The organism is Enterobacter sp. GER_MD16_1505_Eko_090, from assembly GCF_003331015.1.
Lineage (GTDB): Bacteria > Pseudomonadota > Gammaproteobacteria > Enterobacterales > Enterobacteriaceae > Enterobacter > Enterobacter roggenkampii.
Genome location: NZ_PUQF01000026.1, coordinates 26,566 through 49,522, shown reverse-complemented (window position 1 = coordinate 49,522; position 22,957 = coordinate 26,566). Strand labels below are relative to the sequence as shown.

General features: G+C 57.8%; 19 protein-coding genes. 7 read left to right on the top strand and 12 right to left on the bottom strand.

The features are described 5' to 3' along the window. Positions 1-4: 4 nt before the first annotated feature. The gene (locus tag C6A40_RS22550; RefSeq protein WP_058657501.1) at positions 5-1,396 is read left to right on the top strand and encodes a glycoside-pentoside-hexuronide family transporter; all 1,392 of its coding nucleotides are present in this window, start codon (positions 5-7) and stop codon (positions 1,394-1,396) included. Between the two features lie 12 nt (positions 1,397-1,408). Next, complete coding sequence (gene yicI, locus C6A40_RS22545; RefSeq protein WP_045337163.1) at positions 1,409-3,727, top strand: alpha-xylosidase; 2,319 nt, start codon at positions 1,409-1,411, stop codon at positions 3,725-3,727. A 128-nt stretch (positions 3,728-3,855) separates the two neighbouring features. Here yicI and C6A40_RS22540 read toward each other — a convergent pair whose 3' ends face one another. Beyond that, on the bottom strand, positions 3,856-5,550 hold the full coding sequence (locus C6A40_RS22540) for an AsmA family protein (RefSeq protein ID WP_045337161.1): 1,695 nt from the start codon (positions 5,548-5,550) through the stop codon (positions 3,856-3,858). 119 nt (positions 5,551-5,669) lie between these two features. Then, the gene (gene xanP, locus C6A40_RS22535; RefSeq protein WP_045337159.1) at positions 5,670-7,061 is read right to left on the bottom strand and encodes a xanthine/proton symporter XanP; all 1,392 of its coding nucleotides are present in this window, start codon (positions 7,059-7,061) and stop codon (positions 5,670-5,672) included. Positions 7,062-7,286: 225 nt separating this feature from the next. On the opposite strand from xanP, the gene gltS reads away from it, so the two are divergent. Continuing rightward, positions 7,287-8,489, top strand: coding sequence for a sodium/glutamate symporter (gene gltS / locus C6A40_RS22530; RefSeq protein ID WP_008502669.1), 1,203 nt, complete (start codon positions 7,287-7,289; stop codon positions 8,487-8,489). Between the two features lie 2 nt (positions 8,490-8,491). On the opposite strand, the gene recG is transcribed toward gltS, so the two are convergent. The 5 genes from recG to gmk are packed head-to-tail and all read right to left on the bottom strand — an operon-like array spanning position 8,492 to position 14,358. Further along, on the bottom strand, positions 8,492-10,573 hold the full coding sequence (gene recG / locus C6A40_RS22525) for an ATP-dependent DNA helicase RecG (RefSeq protein ID WP_045337157.1): 2,082 nt from the start codon (positions 10,571-10,573) through the stop codon (positions 8,492-8,494). Positions 10,574-10,576: 3 nt separating this feature from the next. Beyond that, complete coding sequence (gene trmH / locus C6A40_RS22520; RefSeq protein WP_021242410.1) at positions 10,577-11,266, bottom strand: tRNA (guanosine(18)-2'-O)-methyltransferase TrmH; 690 nt, start codon at positions 11,264-11,266, stop codon at positions 10,577-10,579. A 4-nt stretch (positions 11,267-11,270) separates the two neighbouring features. Then, a complete protein-coding gene (gene spoT, locus C6A40_RS22515) occupies positions 11,271-13,385 on the bottom strand; it encodes a bifunctional GTP diphosphokinase/guanosine-3',5'-bis pyrophosphate 3'-pyrophosphohydrolase (RefSeq protein WP_008502673.1) in 2,115 nt (704 codons plus the stop codon). Between the two features lie 19 nt (positions 13,386-13,404). Then, a complete protein-coding gene (gene rpoZ, locus C6A40_RS22510; RefSeq protein WP_000135058.1) occupies positions 13,405-13,680 on the bottom strand; it encodes a DNA-directed RNA polymerase subunit omega in 276 nt (91 codons plus the stop codon). A gap of 54 nt (positions 13,681-13,734) precedes the next feature. After that, positions 13,735-14,358 carry a guanylate kinase gene (gmk, locus tag C6A40_RS22505; RefSeq protein ID WP_008502674.1) on the bottom strand — a complete coding sequence of 208 codons (624 nt, stop codon included), beginning with the start codon at positions 14,356-14,358 and terminating at the stop codon, positions 13,735-13,737. Positions 14,359-14,609: 251 nt separating this feature from the next. Here gmk and ligB point away from each other — a divergent pair, with 251 nt between their 5' ends. Then, on the top strand, positions 14,610-16,280 hold the full coding sequence (gene ligB, locus C6A40_RS22500; RefSeq protein WP_114191416.1) for an NAD-dependent DNA ligase LigB: 1,671 nt from the start codon (positions 14,610-14,612) through the stop codon (positions 16,278-16,280). 2 nt (positions 16,281-16,282) lie between these two features. Here ligB and C6A40_RS22495 read toward each other — a convergent pair whose 3' ends face one another. Together C6A40_RS22495 and C6A40_RS22490 are read right to left on the bottom strand one after the other, a co-directional pair. Next, entirely contained in the window at positions 16,283-16,900 is a 618-nt protein-coding gene (locus tag C6A40_RS22495) for a trimeric intracellular cation channel family protein (protein ID WP_023345196.1), read from the bottom strand. Positions 16,901-17,106: 206 nt separating this feature from the next. Continuing rightward, positions 17,107-17,970 (bottom strand): YicC/YloC family endoribonuclease, encoded by an 864-nt coding sequence (locus tag C6A40_RS22490; protein ID WP_008502687.1) that lies wholly within the window; start codon positions 17,968-17,970, stop codon positions 17,107-17,109. Between the two features lie 125 nt (positions 17,971-18,095). On the opposite strand from C6A40_RS22490, the gene rph reads away from it, so the two are divergent. Together rph and pyrE are read left to right on the top strand one after the other, a co-directional pair. Beyond that, positions 18,096-18,812: a ribonuclease PH gene (gene rph, locus C6A40_RS22485; protein ID WP_006812424.1), complete on the top strand. Its 717-nt coding sequence runs from the start codon at positions 18,096-18,098 to the stop codon at positions 18,810-18,812. Between the two features lie 67 nt (positions 18,813-18,879). After that, positions 18,880-19,521: an orotate phosphoribosyltransferase gene (gene pyrE / locus C6A40_RS22480; protein WP_039267070.1), complete on the top strand. Its 642-nt coding sequence runs from the start codon at positions 18,880-18,882 to the stop codon at positions 19,519-19,521. Between the two features lie 82 nt (positions 19,522-19,603). Here the strand turns inward: pyrE and slmA are convergent, their stop codons facing one another. The 3 genes from slmA to coaBC all read right to left on the bottom strand — a co-directional run bounded on the left by slmA (position 19,604) and on the right by coaBC (position 21,968). Then, a complete protein-coding gene (slmA, locus tag C6A40_RS22475; RefSeq protein WP_008502690.1) occupies positions 19,604-20,200 on the bottom strand; it encodes a nucleoid occlusion factor SlmA in 597 nt (198 codons plus the stop codon). Positions 20,201-20,320: 120 nt separating this feature from the next. Next, positions 20,321-20,779 carry a dUTP diphosphatase gene (gene dut / locus C6A40_RS22470; protein ID WP_008502691.1) on the bottom strand — a complete coding sequence of 153 codons (459 nt, stop codon included), beginning with the start codon at positions 20,777-20,779 and terminating at the stop codon, positions 20,321-20,323. Further along, the gene (gene coaBC / locus C6A40_RS22465; RefSeq protein WP_025910617.1) at positions 20,757-21,968 is read right to left on the bottom strand and encodes a bifunctional phosphopantothenoylcysteine decarboxylase/phosphopantothenate--cysteine ligase CoaBC; all 1,212 of its coding nucleotides are present in this window, start codon (positions 21,966-21,968) and stop codon (positions 20,757-20,759) included. Before coaBC ends, dut begins: the two co-directional genes overlap by 23 nt. A 172-nt stretch (positions 21,969-22,140) precedes the next feature. On the opposite strand from coaBC, the gene radC reads away from it, so the two are divergent. Next, positions 22,141-22,809: a RadC family protein gene (gene radC, locus C6A40_RS22460; protein WP_008502693.1), complete on the top strand. Its 669-nt coding sequence runs from the start codon at positions 22,141-22,143 to the stop codon at positions 22,807-22,809. The last annotated feature ends 148 nt before the right edge of the window (positions 22,810-22,957 follow it).

The window sequence follows — 22,957 nt, the reverse complement described above, 5'->3', positions numbered from 1 at the left end:
AAAGATGAGCGAAGTACTGTCAGTAAAAGAGAAGATTGGCTACGGCATGGGAGACGCCGCCAGCCACATCATTTTTGATAACGTCATGTTGTACATGATGTTTTTCTACACCGACATTTTCGGCATTCCCGCCGGGTTTGTCGGCACCATGTTCCTGCTGGCCCGCGCGCTGGATGCGATCTCCGACCCGTGCATGGGGCTGATTGCCGACCGCACCCGCAGCCGCTGGGGCAAGTTCCGCCCGTGGATTTTGTTCGGCGCGATCCCGTTCGGTATCGTCTGCGTGCTGGCCTACACCACGCCGGACCTCAGCCTTAACGGCAAAATGGTTTACGCCGCCGTTACCTACACCCTGCTGACCCTGCTCTATACCGTGGTCAACATTCCTTACTGCGCGCTGGGCGGCGTGATCACCAGTGACCCGACGCAGCGTATCTCCCTTCAGTCCTGGCGCTTCGTGCTGGCGACGGCGGGCGGCATGCTCTCCACGGTGCTGATGATGCCGCTGGTGAAGTTGATTGGCGGCGACGATAAGGCGCTCGGCTTCCAGGGCGGGATTGCCGTGCTGTCGGTGGTCGCATTCCTGATGCTGGCGTTCTGCTTCTTCACCACCAAAGAGCGCATCCAAGTGCCGCCGAGCACCACCTCCATGCGGGAAGACCTGCGCGACATCTGGCACAACGACCAGTGGCGCATCGTCGGCGTGCTGACCATCCTCAACATCCTCGCCGTCTGCGTGCGCGGCGGCGCGATGATGTACTACTGCACCTGGATCATGGGCTCGCCGGAAGTGTTCGTCGCGTTCCTGACCACCTACTGCGTCGGCAACTTGATTGGCTCCGCGCTGGCGAAACCGCTCACCGACTGGAAGTGCAAGGTCAGCATCTTCTGGTGGACCAACGCCGCGCTGGCGGTGGTCAGCGTGGCGATGTTCTTCGTCCCGATGCATGCCACCGTGGTGATGTTCGCCTTTATCTTCGTCATTGGCGTGCTGCACCAGCTGGTGACGCCGATCCAGTGGGTCATGATGTCCGATACCGTCGACTACGGTGAATGGACCAACGGCAAGCGCCTGACCGGCATCAGCTTTGCAGGCACGCTGTTCGTGCTGAAGCTGGGTCTGGCGCTGGGCGGGGCGATGATCGGCTGGATGCTGGCAGGCGGCGGTTACGACGCGGCGGCCAAAACCCAGAACAGCGCGACCATCAGCATCATTATCGGCCTGTTTACCCTGGCCCCGGCGGTCTGCTACGTGCTGAGCGCCATCATCGCCAAACGCTACTACACGCTGAAAACCCCCTTCCTGGCCAAAATCCTGGCCGAGCTGGCGCAGGGCGCGCGCCGTAATCAGCAGGAGTTTGAAAACCTGCCGGTCAGCAAAGAATTGCAGAACTAAGAGGACGAAAGCATGAAAATCAGTGATGGAAACTGGCTTATTCAACCGGGCCTGAACGTGACCTGTCCGGTGCAGGTATTCGACGTGGAGCAGCAGGGCAATGACCTGGTGGTGTTTGTTGCGCCGCGTGACGTGCGTGAACGCACCTGGCAGCTCGACACGTTGATGTTCACGGTGCGCCTGTTTGCCCCGCAGGAAGGGATTGTCGGGGTGCGCATTGAGCACTTCCAGGGCGCGCTTAACAACGGCCCGCACTATCCGCTGAACGTTCTGAAAGACGTGAAGCTAGAGATCGAAAACAACGCCGATTTTGCCGAGCTGAAAAGCGGCAGCGTCAGCGTGCGCGTCACCAAAGGCGAGTTCTGGGCGCTGGATTTCCTGCGCAACGGCCAGCGCATTACCGGCAGCCAGCTGAAAAACAACGGCTACGTGCAGGACAGCAATACAGACCGCAATTACGTGTTCGAACGTCTGGATCTGGGCGTGGGGGAAACGGTCTACGGCCTGGGCGAGCGCTTTACCGCCCTGGTGCGCAACGGCCAGACGGTCGAAACCTGGAACCGCGATGGCGGCACCAGCACCGAGCAGTCCTATAAAAATATCCCGTTCTACCTGACCAACCGCGGCTACGGCGTGCTGGTGAATCACCCGGAAAACGTCTCGTTTGAAGTGGGCTCCGAGAAGGTCTCTAAGGTGCAGTTCAGCGTGGAAGGCGAATATCTTGAGTACTTCGTGATCGACGGCCCGACGCCGAAAGAAGTGCTGAACCGCTATACCCGCTTCACCGGGCGTCCGGCGCTGCCGCCTGCCTGGTCGTTCGGCCTGTGGCTCACCACCTCGTTCACTACCAACTACGACGAAGCGACGGTGAACAGCTTTATCGACGGCATGGCCGAACGCGACCTGCCGCTGCACGTCTTCCACTTCGACTGCTTCTGGATGAAGGCCTTCCAGTGGTGCGACTTCGAGTGGGATCCGGTGACCTTCCCGGACCCTGAAGGGATGATCCGCCGCCTGAAGGAGAAAGGGCTGAAGGTCTGCGTGTGGATTAACCCATACATCGGCCAGAAATCCCCGATCTTCCGGGAGCTGAAAGAGAGGGGCTATTTGCTCAAGCGTCCGGACGGCTCCCTGTGGCAGTGGGACAAATGGCAGCCGGGGCTGGCGATTTACGACTTCACCAACCCGGATGCGTGCCGGTGGTATGCCGACAAGCTGAAAGGGCTGGTGGATATCGGCGTCGACTGCTTTAAGACCGATTTCGGCGAGCGCATCCCGACCGACGTCCAGTGGTTCGACGGTTCCGATCCGCAGAAGATGCACAACCATTACGCCTACATCTACAACGAGCTGGTGTGGAACGTGCTGAAAGAGACGGTGGGTGAAGAAGAGGCGGTGCTGTTTGCCCGCTCGGCGTCCGTGGGTGCGCAACAGTTCCCGGTTCACTGGGGCGGCGACTGCTACGCCAACTATGAGTCGATGGCCGAAAGCCTGCGCGGTGGGCTGTCGATTGGCCTGTCCGGCTTCGGGTTCTGGAGCCACGATATCGGCGGGTTCGAAAACACCGCCCCGGCGCACGTCTACAAGCGCTGGTGCGCGTTCGGGCTGTTTTCCAGCCACAGCCGCCTGCACGGCAGCAAATCCTACCGCGTGCCGTGGGCGTACGATGACGAGTCCTGCGACGTGGTGCGCCACTTCACCCAGCTGAAGTGTCAGCTGATGCCGTACCTGTACCGTCAGGCGGCGCTGGCGCGCGAGTTCGGCACGCCGATGCTGCGCGCGATGATGCTGGAGTTCCCGGACGATCCGGCGTGCGATTACCTCGACCGTCAATACATGCTGGGGGATGCCCTGATGGTCGCTCCGGTGTTCTCCGAGGCGGGGGACGTGCAGTTCTACCTGCCGGAAGGGCGCTGGACGCACCTGTGGCACAACGACGAAATTCAGGGCAGCCGCTGGCATAAGCAGCAGCACGATTTCATGAGCCTGCCGGTCTACGTGCGCGACAACACGCTGCTGGCGCTGGGCAACAATAACCAGAAGCCGGACTACGCGTGGCACGAGGGGACGGCCTTCCAGCTGTTTAACCTGGACGATGGCGCAACGGCGGTAAGCGAAGTGCCTGCGGCGGACGGCGCGGTGGCGTTTACGCTGAAGGCGTCACGTCGGGGCGACATCGTGACCTTTACCGGCGCGGGAGACGCGCAAAACTGGTCGGTGTGTTTGCGCAACGTGCAGAAAGTGCGCGGCGTGAAGGGCGGCTCGCACGCGGGCAGCGAGTGGGGCGTGGTGGTGAAAGCCGAGGGGGATGAGGTGGCGGTTCAGCTCTGAGGTGGAAAATGCCCGGTGGCGCTGCGCTTACCGGGCCTACGGTAATTATGCGGTCTGATGCCCTCACCCACAGGGAGAGGGAACCAAAACCTCGTAGGCCGGGTAAGGCGAAGCCGCCACCCGGCTTTTTACTGTGCCGGCGCCATCGCCGACACCACGCCGCCCGTCATCGTCTGCTCTACCTGCTGCTTATCCATATTCACCGCGCTCAGCTTCCCATTCACCGTTGGCTTCAACGGGGCATTCGCCTGCACGCTGCCGCTGGCGGTGAGCTGAATATTGCCGTCACCTGCAATCGGCAGCGCAGGCCAGCCCCACTGCTGCAGCACGCTGAGCGGCACGCCGCGCCCGTTCAGGCTCACCGTGGTCTGCCGCTGCGGCAGCTGGGAAACGGTCGCCGTGGCTTCCAGAATACCTTTCTCGGTAAACGCGCTCAGGTCGGTAATGTTCACCGTCGCGGCGTTAGCATTCAGCGCCAGCGACGGACGGCGCACGTCCACGCGGTTAAAGGTCGCCGCCGCGCCGTTCAGGGTTGCGCTGCCGCCCCAGACGCCCCACTGGCGATCTTTCACCAGCTGCAGGTTTGCGCCATATCCGTCCAGAGAGGTGATCTGCCACGGGAAGGCGGGATCGATGTCGATCACCAGGTTGCGGCTTAGGCCAAATTTTTGCAGCGTGACGCTGTTCAGCCATTCCGGTAGAGGCGCCATCCACAGCGCTTTCCAGTTTTGCGGCAGGGTATACTCCAGCCCGGCAATGGCGACATCGTCCAGCACCAGCGCTTTACCGTCGCGCAGCCAGTTACCGGACGTGCGCACCATGCCGCCTTCCCAGCGGGAGGTGAACTGGCGCAGCGCCATGCCCTGCGGGGAAAACTCCGCATTCAGGATCGGATCAAAAAGATGCAACGAGCCGTAGATAAACTCGCTGGCGTTCATCGACAGGCGGCCTTCCTGGCTCTGCCAGTCACCTTTGCTCAGCGTCAGGTTGCGCAGGCTTAAATCGAGGTCGGTCACCGCCCAGTCCGGGCCCTGAAGCCGGGCGTCGGTCACGTCCAGACGACCAATCTGCAGAGAGGGGATAGTGGCCAGCGGTGCGAAGAACGCGGTCAGCGTTTTATCGCTCTGCAGGCGGATCTCGTTCAGGCGCATCGTGTCGATAATCCAGCTCCCGTCGGCGTTGCGCAGGGCCGAGCCGGTGAGCGAGCCCCGGGCCATATCGGCGCCGATCGTATTCAGCACCACTTCCTTGCCGTTAAGCTGGCCCTCGATCAGCACGTTGGTGGCCGGTACGCCGTTGAGGGTCAGCGAGCCTGCGCTCATCTGGATCTGCGCGTGATTACCCAGCACGTTGCCCGCTTCTGGCTGCCATGGGCTGACGCCGCCCGTCACCTTCTGCGCGCTCAGATCCCATTCGGTATTCGGGCTGTTAAAGGCCATATTGTTCAGCTGCAGGCGATCCGCCTGGAAGGGCAGCGGCGCGGTCTGCGGGGAGAGATTCAGCGTGCCGTCGAACAGGGTGATGGTGTCCATGTGCAGCGGATCGGTTATCTGGCGGCTGCTGAGGCCGATATCCACTTTTTTGGCCACCAGCGTGGCGGGTTTACCGTCCCGGCCGAAGGTGACGTTTTCCAGAATGATGTGGGATGGTGACGAAAAGCGGTGATTCATCTTGTCGAAACTGAGCTCGTAGTCGGTATTCACCGTTACCCAGCTGCTGACCTGAGTCGCGCCCCAGCGGGTCTGGAGCAGAATATAGAGCGCCAGTATCACAATGAGCAGGGCTACCAGAAGATAGACGAGCAGCTTTCCAATAAATTTCATGGTCTTCCATCCCGCAAAACGCACATAAGGGAGTTATGCACGATTTATGCGCAATCCTCAAGGCGGGAATGGTGTAAATAGATGTCACGGCAGACATTGACTGCCTGCCGTGAAGGGGATCAGTTCTTTTCAGGCGGGAAAACGAGGTTCAGCACGATAGCGGTGATACCGCCCGCGGCAATGCCGGAAGAGAGCAGGTTTTTCACCCAGTCCGGGGCAAACTGCAGGATCAGCGGCTGCTGAGAAACGCCCAGACCGACGGCCAGCGACAGCGCAATAATCATGATTGCGCGGCGGTTCAGCGGCTCGCGGGAGACGATACGCACGCCGGAGGCCGCGATCGTCCCGAACATCACCAGCGTTGCGCCGCCCAGCACCGGCTCAGGGATGTGCTGCACAAAGCCGCTCACCGCCGGGAACAGGCCGAGGACGATCAGCATCAGCGCCACCACGAAGCCGACATAGCGGCTGGCCACGCCGGTCAGCTGGATCACGCCGTTGTTCTGACCGAAGCAGGAGTTCGGGAAGGTATTGAAGACCGCAGAGACAAACGAATTCAGACCGTTCGCCAGCACGCCGCCTTTTAGGCGCTTCATGTACAGCGGGCCAGAAACGGGCTGCTCGGAGACGTCGGAGGTGGCGGTGATATCGCCGATGGTCTCCAGAGAGGTGATCATAAAGACCAGCATCAGCGGCAGGAGCAGGCCCCAGTCAATGCCCAGACCGTAATACAGCGGCGTAGGGACAGCGATCAGCGCGCTGTTGGCTGGCCCGGTGTTCTCCGGCAGCATGCCCAGCGCCCACGCCAGCAGGTAGCCTGCCGCCATGGCGATCACCAGCGAGGCGACGCGCAGGTATGGGTTACGCTGGCGGTTAAGCAGAATAATGATGGCCAGCACGACGCCCGCCAGCAGCAGGTTTTTTGGCGCGCCGAAGGTGTGGTCGCTCATCGCAGCATAGCCGCCGCCGATGGAGGTGAGGCCCACCTGAATCAGCGACAGGCCGATAATCATCACGACGACGCCGGAAACCAGCGGGGTGATAACGCGGCGAGCCAGATGCAGAACGCGGGAGATCACCATCTCCGTGCAGCTGGCCAGCATCAGCGTGCCGAACAGCGCCGCCATCATGGTCGGGACATCCGCGCCGCCGGTTTTCAGGGCCGTACCGCCCATGATCAGCGGTGCCACAAAGTTAAAGCTGGTGCCCTGAATCGACAGTAAACCCGACCCCACCGGACCCCACGCTTTAATCTGGATAATCGAGGCCACGCCGGAGGCGAAGAGAGACATGCTGATAATGTGCTGCGTGTCCTGCGCCGGTAAACCGAGCGCCTGACAGATCAGCAGCGCCGGGGTGATCACCGCAACAAACATCGCCAGAAGATGCTGGCAGGCGGCGAAAAGCGTCTGCGGCAGCGGCGGGCGGTCTTCAAGGCGGTAAATCAGTTCGCTATTTTGCTTCTGCGCAATCGGTTGCGCATCAGGCGACTCTATGGTGTTAACGGACATCGGCGGCAATCCCACGGTGGAAAAGCGGGCATTTTATCTGACCACCTGGTAAAAGCAAACGATTGCCAGCAAAAAAAGACAAGAAAATCTGCCGCTGTGAGCAGGTTTTCTACATCCGATGAGGAAAAAAAATTACACTTTTTGCGCCGGAAGCTCATGAAGAGCGCAAACCGGCCCAGGATAACGCCGCGTGTGTATGGAACACGCGCAAAAAAGGAGCCTTCTATGATTCATCTCGATACGTTGTCGACCCTTGTTGCCGCAACGCTGGTGTTACTGCTTGGCCGTAAGCTGGTACATAGCGTTTCCCTTCTGAAAAAATACACCATTCCTGAACCTGTCGCTGGCGGCCTGCTGGTGGCGCTGGCCCTGCTGGTGCTCAAAAAAAGCATGGGCTGGGAAATCGATTTTGACATGTCCCTGAAAGACCCGCTGATGCTGGCCTTCTTTGCCACCATCGGCCTGAACGCCAACCTGGCAAGCCTGCGGGCGGGCGGTAAGGTGCTCGGCGTATTTTTGATTGTGGTGGTGGGGCTGCTGCTGATGCAAAACGCGATTGGCATCGGCATGGCGACCTTGCTGGGGCTGGATCCGCTGATGGGGCTGCTGGCGGGGTCGATTACGCTGTCAGGCGGTCACGGTACCGGGGCGGCGTGGAGTAAATTGTTCGTCGAGCGCTACGGTTTTGAAAATGCAACGGAAGTGGCGATGGCCTGTGCCACCTTTGGCCTGGTGCTGGGTGGCCTGATTGGCGGCCCGGTAGCGCGCTATCTGGTGAAGCACTCCACCACGCCGGACGGCAGGCCGGACGACGAGCTGGTACCGACCGCCTTTGAAAAGCCTGACGTTGGGCGCAGTATTACCTCGCTGGTGCTGATTGAAACCATCGCGATGATCGCCATCTGCCTCACCGTGGGCAAAGTGGTTGCGCAATGGCTGGCGGGCTCCGCGTTTGAGCTGCCGACGTTTGTCTGCGTGCTGTTTATCGGGGTGATCCTGAGCAACGGCCTGGCGCTGATGGGCTTCTACCGCGTGTTTGAACGGGCGGTGTCGGTGCTCGGCAACGTCTGCCTCTCGCTGTTCCTGGCGATGGCGCTGATGAGCCTCAAGCTATGGGAGCTGGCCTCCCTGGCGCTGCCGATGGTGGCGATTCTGGCGGTGCAGGCCCTGTTTATGGCGCTGTACGCCATGTTTGTCACCTGGCGCATGATGGGCAAAAACTACGATGCGGCGGTGCTGGCGGCGGGTCACTGCGGGTTTGGTCTGGGGGCAACCCCAACGGCTATCGCCAACATGCAGGCGATCACCGAACGCTTCGGGCCATCGCACATGGCGTTTCTGGTGGTGCCGATGGTCGGGGCGTTCTTTATTGATATCGTCAACGCGCTGGTGATTAAGCTGTACCTGATGCTGCCGATGTTCGCCTGAAATCAGGCGTTGGAATAGCGTTCGGTTTCCGGCATCCAGCGCTCAATTAACGCTGCCGCCTGTTCGGGGTAGCGTTCATGAATGTGGCGGGCGAGGCGCTGAACCTCGGGGATCATGGCCTGATCGCGCAGCAAATCCGCGACTTTGAATTCTGCATTCCCCGTCTGACGCGTGCCCAGCAGTTCACCGGGTCCGCGGATCTCCAGGTCTTTTTGCGCAATCACAAAACCGTCGTTGCTGTCGCGCAGCACCTGCAAACGCATCTGGGCGGTTTTCGAGAGCGGCGCTTTGTAGAGCAGGACGCAGTGGGACGCTACCGCGCCACGGCCGACGCGCCCGCGAAGCTGGTGGAGCTGGGCAAGGCCAAGGCGCTCCGGGTTTTCGATAATCATCAGGCTGGAGTTCGGCACATCCACGCCCACTTCGATGACCGTGGTCGCGACCAGCAAATGCAGCTCGCCCTGTTTGAACGACTGCATCACCGCCTGCTTTTCAGCGGGCTTCATGCGTCCGTGAACCAGACCCACGTTCAGCTCCGGCAGGGCGAGCTTTAACTCTTCCCACGTGGCTTCGGCAGCCTGCGCTTCCAGCAGTTCCGACTCTTCAATCAGGGTACAGACCCAGTAGGCCTGACGCCCTTCGTGGGTGCAGGCGTTGCGCACGCGGTCGATGATATCGCTGCGACGCGTGTCAGGAATGGCAACCGTCGTGACCGGCGTACGGCCCGGGGGGAGTTCGTCGATGGTGGAGGTATCCAGATCGGCGTAAGCCGTCATCGCGAGCGTGCGCGGGATCGGCGTGGCGGTCATAATCAGCTGATGCGGGTGGAAGCCCTGCTGCAGTCCCTTTTCCCACAGCGCCAGACGCTGATGCACGCCGAAGCGGTGCTGTTCATCGATAATCACCAGCGCAAGGCCGTTGAACTGCACCTGCTCCTGGAAGATAGCGTGCGTGCCGACAATCATCTGCACCTGCCCGCTGGCGATGGCTTCCTGCTGCGCAAGGCGCGCTTTGCCCTTTTGTTTTCCTGCCAGCCAGCCCACTTCAATCCCCAGCGGCGCGAACCAGGCGCGGAAATTGTTGGCGTGTTGTTCCGCCAGCAGCTCGGTCGGCGCCATTAACGCGACCTGTTTACCGTGGGCAATGGCGCGCAGGGCTGCAAGGGCGGCAACCAGCGTTTTACCGGAGCCTACATCGCCCTGTACCAGGCGCATCATCGGCACGTCGAGCGCCATATCGCGTTCAATCTCGGCGGTGACGCGCGCCTGCGCACCGGTGGGTTTAAACGGCAGAGAGGCCAGCAGCTTATCTTTGAGCGCATCGTTCTGGCTTAACGGCTGAGCGTGGAAACGCTGCGCGCCAGCGCGAAGCGCCAGCATGCTCAGGTTATGGGCCAGCAATTCCTCAAGGATAAGACGCCGTTGGGCGGGGTGTTTGCCGCTTTCTAAGTCGCTGAGCTGCAGCGTGGGCGGCGGACGGTGCAGGGTTCGCAACGCTTCGGGAAGGCTCATCATGCCCTGCGCCAGCTCGGGTGGCAGCAGCTCGGGAATGGCGCAGGTATCCAGCAGCTCCAGCGCCTGATCGGTGAGCTTACGCAGCGTCGCCTGCTTGATGCCTTCGGTCGTCGGGTAAACCGGGGTAAGCGTCTCCTGCAGTTCCGGCGTGCTGAGATCGCCCTGCACGCGGTACTCGGGGTGGATCATCTCTGCGCCGTATTTCCCGCGTTTGGCTTCACCATAGGCCAGTACTCTGCGGCCTGTCGCCAGGCTGTTTTTCATCGCCGCGCTGAAGTTGAAGAAACGCATGGTGAGAATGCCGGTGCCGTCGCTGATCTGGCAGGTCATCATCCGGCGTCCGCCGAAGGTGATGTTGCAGTTCAGGACTTCGCCTTCAACGGTGGCGTAAATGGCGGGAAGGAGATCGCCAATCTTATAAAGCTGGGTGCGGTCTTCATAACGGAGGGGGAGGTGAAGCAGGAGATCCTGCACGGTGTGCAGGCCAATTTTGGCCAACTTACTGCTTTGAGCCGCGCCCACGCCCGTCAGGCTGTTGAGCGGGATAGCATCCAGCAGGCGGCCCTTCATCGCTTACCCGGCGTACTGCATGGTGGCCCACCACTCGGCATCGGCTTCAATTTCGCCCTGCGCGTTGACGTGGGGGTAAGGCAATTTTTTCTGCTTCGCAACGCGAGCCAGCACCGGATAACCACCTTCAAACAGCAGGCGCTGCTGTTCATCTTCCGGCAGCATGCTGTTGCTACGCTCGTACATGCCGGCGTTCTGACGCTGGCGCTGCGCTTCATACAGAATGAGCGCGGACGCCACGGAGACGTTGAGAGACTGGACCATGCCGATCATCGGAATGATGATGTCCCGATCCGCCAGATCCAGCGCTTCCTGTGAGATCCCGGTTTTCTCCTGACCCATCAAAATGCAGGTCGGGCGAGTGTAGTCGATCTCGCGAAAATCCACGGCTTTAGCGGACAGGTTAGTGGCAAGGATCTGCATCCCGCGCCCTTTCAGGTGCGAAACGGCATCGCCAATTGTCTGGTGAGATTTGACGGAAACCCAGCTGTTACTGCCTGCCGCCGCCGAGACCATGGTGCGCATCCGGTGACCCGGCCAGACGGCGTGCACTTCATGCACACCGACGGCATCGGCGGTACGGACGATAGCAGAGACGTTATGCGGTTTATGGACCTGCTCCATGCAGACCGTCAGGTCAGGCTGACGCCTGGCGAGCATTTCGCATATCCGCGCGTAACGTTGTGAATTCATACCACTAGTTTCGGTTACGGGTGACTTTAATCACGTCCGGCATGACGCGGATCTTGCGCATGATATTCGCCAGATGCACGCGGTCGCGGGCGGTCAGACGAATAAAGGCGCTGTACACGCGGCCATCTTTTTCTTCCGTATTCAGGCTTTGAATATTGGAAGAGGCCGTGTTGATCGCTGCCGTCAGGTTCGCCAGGGCACCCTGGTGGTTGAACATATCCACCTTAATCTCGGTGATAAATTCCTGCGCCGTCTCTTTATCCCACTCGACCGCCATAAACTTCTCGGCTTCTTTCTGGTAGCCGCGAATGTTACGACAGGATTCGTGGTGGATAACCAGCCCTTTACCTGGGCTGACGTGCGCAATAATCGGGTCGCCTGGAATTGGACGGCAACATTTTGCGAAGGTGATCAGCACCCCGTCCGCGCCTTTGATTGGCAGATGAGCATGGCCGGATGCGCCTGGCGCAGAAGGTATTGCTTCGCCCTGCTGCAGGTTTTTCGCCACCACGACGCTCATGGCGTTGCCCAGACCAATTTCCGCCAGCAGATCGTCAAGAGACGTGAGCTTCATACGGTCGAGCTCGCGCTGGATATGCTCCGGTGGGATCTCAGCCAGCTTACGGCTGCCGCCCAACGCGTGGTTGAGCAGACGACGCCCCAGGCTGACAGAATCATCACGCTTGAGATTTTTCAGCAGCTGACGGATTTTAGCGCGCGCTTTGGAGCTCACGACAAAGTTTAGCCAGGCCGCGTTCGGACGTGCGCCCGGTGCGGTAATAATTTCCACCGTCTGGCCGCTGGCGAGCGGCTGAGACAGCGGGTAAGGCTGTCTGTCGACGCGCGCGCCCACGCAGGCATGGCCGATATCGGTATGCACGGCGTAAGCGAAGTCGACCGGCGTTGCACCCGCAGGGAGTTCGACAATGCGACCTTCGGGGGTGAAAACGTAAATCTCATCCGGGAAGAGATCGGATTTCACGCTCTCGATAAATTCAAACGAGCTGCCCGCACTCTGCTGAAGTTCCAGCAGGCTCTGCATCCAGCGCTGGGCGCGGATTTGTGCGGTCGTACTGCTTTCGCCACCGTGCTCTTTATAGGCCCAGTGCGCGGCAACACCCATCTCTGCCATCTGGTCCATGTCTTCGGTGCGAATTTGCACCTCAACAGGCACGCCGTGCGGCCCGATCATCGAGGTGTGCAAAGATTGATAGCCGTTCGCTTTTGGAATGGCGATGTAATCTTTCATCCGCCCCGGACGCGGTTTGTAGAGGCTGTGCATCTGCCCCAGCACGCGATAGCAGGTGTCCGAGTCATGGACAATGACGCGGAAGGCGTAGATATCCATGATCGAGTGAAAACGCTGCTCCTTGAGCACCATTTTGCAGTAGATGGAGTACAGGTGTTTCTCGCGACCGCTGACGCGGCACGGAATTCCCGCTTCCTGCAAGCGCCCTTCGATTTCAGAGAGGATCTTTTGAATCATCTCCTTACGGTTGCCGCGTGCGGCTTTCACCACCTCTTTAATCACGCGATAGCGGTTCGGGTACAACGCTTCAAAACCCAGCTCTTCCAGCTCGGTTTTAATGTGGTGAATACCTAAACGGTGCGCCAGCGGACTGTAGATTTCGAGGGTTTCACGGGCAATGCGGCGACGTTTATCCGGGCGAAGTGAGCCCAGCGTGCGCATGTTGTGGGTGCGGTCAGCGAGTTTGATGAGAATGACGCGGATATCCTGCACCATCGCCATAATCATCTTGCGGAAGTTTTCGGCTTGCGCCTCTTTCTTGTCGCGGAAATTCAGCTTATCAAGCTTAGAGACCCCTTCCACCAGTTCGGCAACGCTTTTGCCAAACAGCTGTTCCATGTCCTGGTAAGTGGCAGGGGTATCTTCAATCACGTCGTGCAGCAGCGCGGCCATCAGCGTTTCGTAGTCGAGTTTCATCTCGGCCAGAATACAGGCCACCGCTACCGGGTGCGTGATGTAGGGTTCACCGCTTGAACGTGTCTGGCCCTCGTGAGCGTCACGTGCAACGAGATACGCCTGCTGAAGACGCTTAATCTGGTCTTCAGGCAGGTAGATTTGAATCAGTTGATTCAGGCTTTCAAACAGATACAAGGGCGACCCGCAGGTTTAATTAACGACGACCTTCAGCAATAGCGGTTACGGCCTGCAGTTCTGCGGCTTCCTGCTCTTGCTGCTCCTGGCGCTCACGCACGTCGAGGATCTGGTTGTTGATCAGACCTTCTTCGATTTCGCGAAGTGCAATAACGGTGGTTTTATCGTTTTCTTCCGGTACCAGCGGATCTTTACCGCCTACCTGCATCTGACGAGCGCGACGCGCGGCGACCAGCACCAGGTCAAAACGGTTACCAATTTTCTCTACAGCGTCCTGAACAGTTACGCGTGCCATACTTAAAATGCTCCACAGGTGAAGAAATGACTGGGCATGATACTGAAAGTGGGTTCAGTCTGCCAACAGTTTGGTGATTAATGCGTCATGTCGCTGCTTCTGGCGGCTCATACGCAGACGTTCTGCACGAAGAATGGTTTTGAGATCGCTCAGTGCGGCATCAAAATCATCATTCACAATAAGGTAATCATATTCCGCGTAATGGCTCATTTCTGCAACAGCCTGTTCCATACGCTTTGCGATGACTTCTTCGCTGTCCTGACCGCGGCCACGCAGGCGGCGATCCAGCTCATCTTTCGATGGCGGTAAAATAAAGATACTGCGCGAGTCAGGCATTTTCTTGCGAATTTGCTGTGCACCCTGCCAGTCGATATCCAGGAACACATTCACGCCCGTGGCCAGAACCTGCTCAATGGTTTCACGCGAGGTACCGTAGTAATTACCGAATACTTCCGCATGTTCAAGAAACGCGTCTCTGCCGATCATCGCTCTGAACTCGTCGTGATCCACAAAGAAATAGTGTTCGCCGTGCACTTCACCCGGACGCGGTTGACGCGTGGTGTGAGAAACAGAAACCTGTGTGTCGTACAACGGTTGGGTTTTTAACAGTGCCTGAATAAGGCTGGATTTACCCGCGCCACTAGGGGCAGAAACAATATAAAGCGTGCCTTGAGCCATGAGAGTCTTTTGTATGTGTTAACGAAGAAGTCCTACATACGGGCTTATTATACACGTCACTGCCGTGTGACGTAGCCTTTGTCACACTTTTTCCCCTGGATTATTGAATTTTGCGTGCCGTTTTCAGGTTTTATCTGTGGTTTTCAGCAACCCAAAGAAATACCGGATAGCGTCTCGCATTGTGATTAGTTGCCGTTAGCGTTGTTTCAGGCATCGGGATATACCTCCTGCAACACAAAGGAGGAGTAGCAATGTGGCGATGGATAAGCGGGTTAATGCTCTTGTGGAGTGGCTATGGCGCGGCGGTGTGCCCGGTGTGGTCGCAGGCAAAAGCTGAGAAAGAGATGGCGTCGTTAAGCGCGCAAATCAAACGCTGGGATGACGCTTACTGGAAGCAGGGCGTGAGCGAGGTCAACGACGAAGTTTACGACCAGCTTAACGGGCGCTTAATGCAGTGGCAGCACTGTTTTGGCAGTGAGCCTTCAGAGGAGAAACTCCCTGCTCTGGTGGGAAGCGTAAAACATCCTGTTGCCCATACGGGCGTACATAAAGTGGCCAGCAAAGAGGAGCTGAGACAGTGGATGCGTGCGCGGCAGCATCTGTGGATGCAGCCCAAAGTTGACGGTGTGGCGGTAACGCTGGTCTATCGTGACGGAACGTTAACCCAAGCCATCAGTCGTGGTGATGGCCTGAAAGGGGAAGACTGGACCGGGAAGGTGCGTTTGATCCCGACTATTCCGCAAAAGCTCACCGGCAAGCTCGCGAACAGCGTCTTACAGGGCGAGCTTTTCTGGCTAAGCGACAATCACATTCAGCGGCAGATGGGCGGGATGAACGCTCGCGCAAAGGTGGCGGGGGCGATGATGCGGCAAAAGGATAACTCAGTTTTGAGCAAGATCGGCGTGTTCATCTGGGCCTGGCCGGATGGGCCGAAAGATATGCAGACATCTTTAGCTGAGCTGTCTCAGGCCGGTTTTACGCTGTCGGCACGGTATACGCTACCCGCCGATTCTGTTGATGCCGTCGAGAAACAGCGCGCCGCCTGGCACGTAACCGGATTACCCTTTGCCACGGATGGCATTGTGGTGCGTTCGGAGGATGCGCCCGCAGGGGAAGGCTGGTTACCGGGCGAAGGCAACTGGCTGGTTGCGTGGAAATATGCGCCTGCAGCCCAGGTGGCCGAGGTGAGTGATATTCATTTTTCCGTGGGGCGAACGGGCAAAATGTCCGTTGTAGCCGCACTGGAACCTGTGCAACTGGACGATAAACAGGTACGGCGGGTGAGTCTGGGCTCGGTTGAGCGCTGGCAGAGGCTGGATATTGCCTCAGGGGATCAGATACAGGTCAGCCTGGCCGGGCAGGGTATTCCCCGGTTTGATAAGGTGGTCTGGCGCGGGACGGACAGACATAAACCCGAGCCTCCAGCCTCGCGTTATCATCCGCTGAGCTGTTTCTATGCTTCTCCGGAATGTATGGAACAGTTCTTTGCCCGACTGATCTGGCTCAGCTCAAAGCAGGTGCTTGATATTGAAGGATTAGGCGAGTCAGGCTGGCGCACCCTCTGGCAGGCACATCATTTTGAACACCTCTTTTCGTGGCTGTTATTAACGCAGGCGCAAATGCAGGCTACGCCTGGGTTTTCCTCCGCGCGCGGGCTGGCGCTCTGGCATCGATTTAATCTGGTGCGCGAGAAGCCATTTATTCGCTGGCTCATGGCATTGGGTGTTCCGCTGACACAGGCTTCGCTGAAGGCGATGGGGAACGTAACCTGGCAGACGTTGAGCGAACGTAACGCAAAGGACTGGCAAAGCCTGCCGGGAACGGGAGAGAGGAAGGCGCGACAAATTGTTGTCTGGATGGACTCGCCTCAGATTGATGTGCTGGCGAAATGGCTCGCTGGACAGCACATCAACGGGTTCTGAAGCTAGTGGGCGCTGTGTTTGTAATGAAACACGGGCAGTCCGAGCTTCAGACGCAGCGCCAGCATGCGGGCTGTAAAGCCAAACAGCAGTGTCGAGATGACCACCACATCATGGTTCGAAACGTAATGCTGCAGAGCGATATAGAGTACCGCTGCTGCAAAAGAGATACCGGCGTACAGCTCTTTTTGAAAGACCAGAGGAATGCGCTTGCAGAACATATCGCGCAGCACACCGCCGAATACGCCCGTGACCACGGCGGCAATGGTAGCGATAACAGGTCCTTCCCCCATATCCAGCGCGATTTGCGCCCCGATAATCGAGAAAACCACCAGACCTAAAGCGTCAAGGACTAAAAACAGGCGGCGAAGATGGGGCATGACGGGCGCCACTATGGTTGTTAACACGGCAGCTGTCGCCACGATAATGACGTACTCGGGGTGTTTGACCCAGCCAAGCGGATAATGTCCCAGCAGAATATCGCGTACCGAGCCGCCGCCCAGCGCGGTCGCTGTAGCAATAATGATCACGCCGAAGGTGTCCATACGGCGACGTCCGGCAGCAAGTGCGCCGGTCATGGCTTCTGCGGTGATGCCAATGAGATAAAGGATGTGAAGCAGCATATTTCCTCCGGTGTGAACGCGGGGGAGGTTAGCGATTTGTGCGCAAGATCACGATTGAGTTTTTCTAAGGCGACTGCGTTTGCCCTATAAATTTTTATCAAATGATGTTGAATAAGCTTGATGAAAGGCGGTGACATGCAAAATCAGGTGCAGGAACGGATTAGAAATAATAATGGGTGATGCCGTCGGCACCACCCGAAAAGGCATTACTCAATATTCTGGATCTGCTCGCGCATTTGCTCAATCAGTACTTTCAACTCAATCGCTGAATTCGTCACTTCCGCATTGATCGACTTAGACGCAAGAGTGTTCGACTCGCGGTTGAACTCCTGCATCATAAAGTCCAGACGGCGGCCTACCGCTTCTTTTTTCTTCAGAATGTTGTAGGTCTCTTTAACGTGCGCTTCCAGACGGTCCAGTTCTTCAGCGACATCAATACGTTGCGCCATCAGCACCAGCTCTTGTTCCAGACGGGTGTTTTCCAGCTGAACTTCTGCCTCTTCCAGTTTGGCGACCAGGCGCTCGCGCTGCCACTGCAGCACTTCCGGCATATGGGTGCGAACCTTAGCCACTTCCGCACTCACGCCTTCAAGGCGCTGCTCAATCATCGCTTTCAGCGCCTGACCTTCGGTTTCGCGGGCAACGATAAAGTCATCCAGCGTGCCGTCGAGGGCGGCCAGAATTTCAGCGGCAATCGCGTCCAGATCCTGCTCACCGGCGGCCATGACGCCAGGCCAGCGCAGAATATCAACCGGGTTGATTTCGCCTTCATCGCTCTGCATTTTGACCCAGTTCGCCGCATTCACGAGCTGTTTCGCCAGTTTTTCGTTGAGGATCAGCTCGCCTTGTGCGCTGGCATCAGGCTCAAAGCGCAGGTTACATTCCACTTTACCGCGCGTCAGACGCGTACGGATACGCTCGCGAACAACAGGCTCAAGGCTGCGGAACTGCTCCGGCATACGGAAATACGTTTCCAGGTAACGCTGGTTTACCGAGCGCATTTCCCATGTAGCGCTACCCCAGCTACCCTTGATTTCACGCCGGGCGTAGGCGGTCATACTGCGGATCATAGACATTCCCGTTTTTAAAGGAGAGATGGGGGGATTATAGCTTTCGGGGGCTTCTCAGGATAGGAATAAGCGTCCTTTATCCGTATAATGCGCAGCCACATTCGTTTCAAGCCGGAGAATCCATCATGCGTCCATCAGGTCGTAGCGCCAATCAGGTGCGTCCCGTCACCCTGACCCGTAACTATACAAAACACGCTGAAGGCTCCGTGCTGGTTGAGTTTGGTGACACCAAAGTGCTGTGTACCGCATCCATCGAAGAAGGCGTTCCGCGCTTCCTGAAAGGTCAGGGCCAGGGCTGGATCACCGCCGAGTACGGCATGCTGCCGCGCGCGACCCATACCCGTAACGCTCGTGAAGCGGCGAAGGGTAAGCAGGGCGGTCGTACCATGGAAATTCAGCGTCTGATCGCGCGTGCGCTGCGCGCCGCCGTTGATCTGAAAACCCTCGGCGAATTCACGATTACCCTGGACTGCGACGTGATTCAGGCCGATGGTGGCACGCGTACGGCCTCTATTACCGGCGCCTGTGTAGCGCTGGCCGATGCTCTGAACAAGCTGGTTGCTGCCGGTAAGCTGAAAACCAATCCAATGAAAGGCATGGTTGCGGCGGTCTCCGTAGGCATCGTTAACGGTGAAGCGCTTTGCGATCTGGAATACGTTGAAGATTCCGCTGCAGAGACAGACATGAACGTGGTGATGACCGAAGACGGTCGCATCATTGAGGTGCAGGGCACTGCAGAAGGCGAGCCGTTCACCCACGAAGAGCTTCTCTCCCTGCTGGCGTTGGCCCGAGGGGGAATCGAATCCATTGTCACGACGCAGAAAGCGGCGTTAGAAAATTGATTTTAAAGGCGACCAATGAGTCGCCTTTTTTTTGCCTGTAAGACAGAAAAACCAAAGGAGCTAATCCATGAAATCGTATCAGCGCCAGTTTATTGAGTTTGCGCTTAACAAGCAGGTACTTAAGTTTGGCGAATTTACGCTGAAATCCGGGCGTAAAAGTCCTTATTTCTTCAACGCCGGGCTGTTTAATACCGGGCGCGATCTGGCACTGTTAGGCCGTTTCTATGCCGAAGCGCTGGTGGATTCCGGGATTGATTTTGACCTGCTGTTTGGCCCGGCCTATAAGGGCATTCCGATTGCGACCACTACCGCGGTGGCGCTGGCGGAACATCATGATCGCGACGTGCCGTACTGCTTTAACCGCAAAGAAGCCAAAACCCACGGTGAAGGCGGGAATCTGGTCGGCAGCCCGCTGCAGGGCCGCGTCATGCTGGTGGACGATGTGATCACCGCGGGCACGGCGATCCGCGAATCAATGGAGATTATCCAGGCCAACGGTGCAACGCTGGCTGGCGTGTTGATTTCGCTGGATCGTCAGGAGCGTGGTCGCGGAGAAATTTCCGCCATTCAGGAAGTGGAGCGGGATTACAACTGCACTGTGACGTCAATAATCACCCTGAAAGATCTGATTGCGTATCTGGAAGAGAAGCCTGAGATGGCGGACCATCTGGCAGCGGTAAAAGCGTATCGCGAAGCGTTCGGGGTTTAAGTGCATTGCCCGGTGGCGTTGTGCTTACCGGGCCTACCCGTTCGCAGGCCGGATAAGGCGAAGCCGCCATCCGGCGATGGCGTTACTGTAATTGTGCCGCCACTAACGGCCAGCGGGCGTCAAAATCGTCCGTTGGACGGTATTTGAACTCGCTGCGCACAAAGCGGGAAAGCATCCCTTCACAAAACGCCAGAATCTGGCTCGCCAGCAGCGTTTCATCAATGCTGTATCCTTCACCCTCACGCATTTTCTTCTCGCGCAGCACCTGGCGCAGCTGCGCTTCAATGCGTTCGAAAAGCTGGTTAATGCGGCCCTGGAGTCTGTCCTGCTCAAACATCAGCGCGTGGCCGGTCAGGATACGGGTTAAGCCCGGATTGCGTTCACCGAAGCCCAGGATTAACAGCACTATCAGACGCAGACGCGCGGTAGTGTCTTTTTCGTCTTTCAGAATCAGGTTGATGCGCGTGATCAGGCTGTCTTCAATAAACTCGATCAGACTGTCGAACATCCGGGTCTTGCTCGGAAAATGACGGTACAGCGCCGCCTCAGACACGCCTACGGAGGCGGCCAGTTTAGCGGTGGTGATGCGTTGACTGCCATCGCTGGATTCAAGCATCAGAGCCAGAGATTGAAGTATTTCTTCGCGACGATTCCTTTTCGCGGTTTGTTTTTCTGCCATGTTACAAAATACCCCTGAAAATAAGCACTTGCCAGGCTGGCATCCACACAGCGACCGCAAACGGACGTTTGCGGTTTGTTATTGCATTATGACGCTGTGAGATACGTGTTTGTCGGGCCGTTATTTGCGCCCGGAATGGCCGAAGCCGCCTTCGCCACGGTCGGTGGCGTCAAAGTCTGCCACCAGGTTAAATTCTGCCTGTACCACCGGTACAAAGACCATCTGTGCGATACGCTCGCCCGGTTCAATGGTGAAGCTGTCCTGACCACGGTTCCAGACGGAGACCATCAGTTGACCCTGATAGTCGGAGTCGATCAGGCCCACCAGGTTACCCAGCACAACGCCGTGCTTATGGCCCAGGCCAGAACGCGGCAGGATAACCGCTGCCAGCGACGGGTCAGCAATGTGAATCGCCAGGCCAGTCGGAACCAGGGTCGTGGCACCCGGAGCCAGTTCTACGGCGTCATCGAGACAGGCGCGCAGGTCAAGACCGGCAGAGCCGGAGGTGGCATAGGTTGGCAGCGGGAATTGCTCGCCAACACGCGGGTCCAGAATCTTAACGTCGATTTTTTTCATCATAACGGGTAACGATCTCGTCGAGTAAATGTTGGCCCAGGAGTTCCTTGCGCTCAAGCGGTAAGACTTTATCTCCATCCTGCCAGAAAAGGTGCAGTGCGTTGCTGTCGCTGTTAAATCCTTGTGTGGCCAGCGATACGTCGTTCGCGCAAATCAAATCGAGGTTTTTGCGGGTACGTTTTTGCCGGGCATATTCTTCCACATTATTCGTTTCTGCGGCAAACCCAACAACGTATGGACGGTGGCTTTTTAGTGCGGCGACACCGGCAACAATGTCCGGGTTTTTCACCATTTTTAGTGTTAATTCATCGCCTTGCTTTTTAATTTTAGCCTCGGCGATCGTCTCAGCACGATAGTCTGCAACGGCCGCACAGCCGATAAAAATCTGCTGGCTTTGCGCATGTGCCTGCACGGCGGCTTCCATCTCCAGCGCGGTGGTAACGTCAATTCGCTTCACACACGCAGGGGTAGGCAGAGAGACCGGGCCGCTCACCAGCGTGACGTTCGCACCACGCTTCGCGGCGGCGGCGGCAATCGCAAAGCCCATTTTGCCGGAACTGTGGTTGGTGATGTAGCGCACCGGATCCAGCGGCTCGCGCGTGGGGCCCGCGGTTATCATGATGTTGAGATGTTGCAGATCGTTGACAGGCGAAAAGTGGGCCGCGGCCATATCAACAATCGTCAGCGGATCAAGCATGCGGCCCGGGCCAACATCGCCGCAGGCCTGGCTACCGCTGTCCGGACCCCAGATAAGCAGGCCGCGTGAGGCCAGGGTCTCAAGATTGTGCTGCGTAGCCGCGTTACGGTACATCTGCTGGTTCATGGCAGGCACGACGGCAACAGGCGCAGGTGTGGCCAGACAAATGGTGGAGACCAGGTCGTTTGCCATACCGGCCGCTACCCGGGCGATTAAATCAGCCGTGGCGGGCGCGAGGATAACCAGGTCTGCCCATTTCCCAAGCTCAATATGGCCCATCGCGGCTTCGGCGGCCGGATCGAGCAGGCTGTCAGATACCGGGTATCCTGAAACGGCCTGCAGGCTCAGAGGAGTGATAAAGGCTTTACCGCCTTCGGTTATCGCGACCCGTACATCTGCCCCGCGCTCGCGCAGACGACGCACCAGCTCCGGCGCTTTGTAGGCAGCAATACCGCCGCTCACGCCAAGAACGATTTTTTTACCGGCCAGGCTCATCATGATTCTTTCCTGTTGGGGTTCACCAGAGAGCGGGCATTTTATCACAATCCCCAAAACGGGGTGATTTTGTCCTTCGACCACTTTGCGAGGCGCTACGCAAGAACGCAACGTGGTCGTCGAGTGCCTGACTAGCCTGTGGCAGCATGCGGTTAAAAAAGGGAGAAAGAGCATGGAAGAAGAGGATGAGCCGCTGCTGCCGCGCGAAAAACTGCTGCGCTATGACGTCACCCTGTTAAAAGATGATGAACTGCTGGCGCTCTTTTTACGTACCGGAACGCCCGGTAAAACGGTATTTACGCTGGCAAAAGAGCTGATCGTACATTTCGGTTCTCTGCACGGTTTGCTGACCGCCGAACTGGCGCAGTTTAAGCACGTAGAAGGGATCGGTGTGGCGAAATATGCCCAGTTGCGGGCCATTGCTGAACTTGCCCGCCGTTTTTACAATGTCCGCATGGAGAAGGACGATCCGATCCTGACGCCAGCGATGACGCGTGAATACCTGCAAAGCCAGTTAACCGATATCGAGCGCGAGATCTTTATGGTGATCTTTGTCGATAACAGAAACCGGGTACTGAAACATAGCTGCCTCTTTGCCGGCACGTTAAGCCACGTTGAGGTGCATCCGCGAGAAATTGTGCGGGAAGCGATAAAAGTGAATGCAGCGGGCGTGATCCTCGCGCATAATCACCCCTCAGGCTGTGCAGAACCGAGCAGAGCGGACAAAGAAATCACCGAGCGCATTATCAAATGCTGTCAATTCATGGACATTCGTGTGCTGGACCATCTGATAATTGGCCGCGGAGAGTACATTTCTTTTGCAGAACATGGCTGGATTTAGGCTATTTCTCGCGATCCATCGGGATCTTTGTCTGTTCGGGACTTGAGCACACCGCCGAGTCAGCGTATACTACGCCACCTTTGAGAATCTCGGGTTTGGCATTTGGGCCTGGCAATCGAGAGTTCACTTAGAACTATGCGATGACCGG